Annotated in this window: 3 protein-coding genes; 1 reads left to right on the forward strand and 2 read right to left on the reverse strand. The window is 27.2% G+C overall.

Translation table 4 applies throughout. The features are described 5' to 3' along the window. Positions 1-33: 33 nt before the first annotated feature. On the reverse strand, positions 34-237 hold the full coding sequence (locus tag D9R21_RS06070; protein ID WP_126821306.1) for a hypothetical protein: 204 nt from the start codon (positions 235-237) through the stop codon (positions 34-36). Positions 238-360: 123 nt separating this feature from the next. Continuing rightward, entirely contained in the window at positions 361-1,317 is a 957-nt protein-coding gene (locus D9R21_RS06075) for an L-lactate dehydrogenase (RefSeq protein WP_126821495.1), read from the reverse strand. 412 nt (positions 1,318-1,729) lie between these two features. Here D9R21_RS06075 and D9R21_RS06080 point away from each other — a divergent pair. Continuing rightward, the coding region (locus D9R21_RS06080; protein ID WP_148108862.1) for a transposase at positions 1,730-1,912 on the forward strand (183 nt) is incomplete at its 3' end.

The following is a 1,912-nucleotide window of genomic DNA, read 5'->3' on the forward strand; positions in this document are numbered from 1 at the left end:
CCCTTTGCCATATAAAAAATGTTTCTCCTAACTTTATATATTTAATAATAACCTAGAAAGGTTTTTTATTTCATATTCTCAGTTAAAAGAAACATTGTATTGTCATGAATCAAGTGTTTTTATATTTACTTTATATTTTTGTGCAATATAAGTAAGCGATGTTTGTTCAATTTCTTTTACTGTATTTTTTCGAAATTCTGCAGTATATGTTTTAAATTTTTGTTCTTTTCCTGCCATTAAAAAATGCACCTCCTCTAAAAGTTTAGTAAAGTTCTTTTTTAATTTTACTTACTTTTTGGGGTGCAGTCTTAAATATTATAAATTTAACATAAAAAAAGACTTAAAAAGTCCTCCTAAATATTACTTTAATGCTGCAAGAGCAACATTTAAAGCTTCATGTAATTGTGTCGCTGATTTTTCAAATTTAACTTGCTCTTCTTTTGTTAATTTTCACTCAATAATTTCTTCAATCCCATTAACACCAATAACTGCTGGTACACCAATGTAAGTTCCCGTAACATTATATTCACCTTCACATTTTGCACCAATTAAAAAGGTTGATCTTTCATCATTTAAAATTGCTTTTGCAATTGATGATAAACATACACCAATTCCATAAAAAGTTGCTTTTTTCAAATCAATGATTGTATAAGCCATTTTCATCATTTGTTGGTGCATATCTTCTAAATCTTTTTCTGTTAATTTTCCTTCTGCCACAAAATCAGCAATTGATTTTTGCATAATTGAAGCTTTTGATCAAACAGAAACTGATGAATCACCATGTTCACCCAAAACATAAGCATTAACACTAGCTGGAGCAATGTTTAATTTATTACCAACTAATCTTCTTAAACGTGCTGAATCTAAAGTTGTTCCTGAAGAAATAACTTTATTTTTTGCATAACCAGTTACTTTTTGATAAACTGATGCCAGAACATCAACCGGATTTGAAGCAATTAGCGTAACACCCTTAAAACCTGAGGCTTTAATTTTTAAAGCAATATCTTGCATAATTCTTGCATTATCAGCAACCATATCTAATCGTGTTTCACCATCTCGTTGTGGTCTTCCTGCTGTAATAACAATTAAATCAGCATCTTTACAATCACTATAATCACCAGCTTTAATTGTACTAAAACGATTTTCTAAAACAGCAGTTGCATCTGATAAATCAATAGCATTCCCTTCTGCTGCTTGTCGAAACGCATCAATTAGCACATAATGTTGTGCAATCCCTCTGTTCATCGCTGAATATAAAAAGCTGTTTCCAACCATTCCACATCCAACTAAAACTACTTTTCTCGTTGAATTTTCCATATTTTTTCTCCTTTTAAAAATCTCCTATTTTATTATAGCAAAAAAATAAAAAATTTTTTTAAAAAGACTCAAAATAGATGGGGTTTTATAATTAAAATTGTAAAAAAGATATTTTTTATTATAAATTCTGTTTTTTTCTTTTTCTACTTTACATGACAATAAATTAATAAATATCAATGGTAATTAGGTGTTTTACTTTGAAATAGTTTATCATTTTTGCAAACCATATACCAAAATCCAATTTGTTTTCTTTTACACTTTATAACACATGCATTTATTATTAAGGGAATATTACTAATATTTATTAAAAATAATATTTTTAATAATGCTTTCATAAATAAGACTGCACCACAAAAAGTAAGTAAAATTAAAAAAGAACTTTACTAAACTTTTAGAGGGGGTGCATTTTTTAATGGCGGGAAAAGAACAAAAATTTAAAACATATACTGCAGAATTTCGAAAAAATACAGTAAAAGAAATTGAACAAACATCGATTACTTATATTGCACAAAAATATAAAGTAAATATAAAAACACTTGATTCATGACAAAGAAATTTTAAAAAAGGAATTTTAAATACACCAAAAGGTCCAAAA

The sequence above is a fragment of the Spiroplasma endosymbiont of Megaselia nigra genome, assembly GCF_003987485.1.
In the GTDB taxonomy this organism is placed as follows: domain Bacteria; phylum Bacillota_I; class Bacilli_A; order Mycoplasmatales; family Mycoplasmataceae; genus Spiroplasma.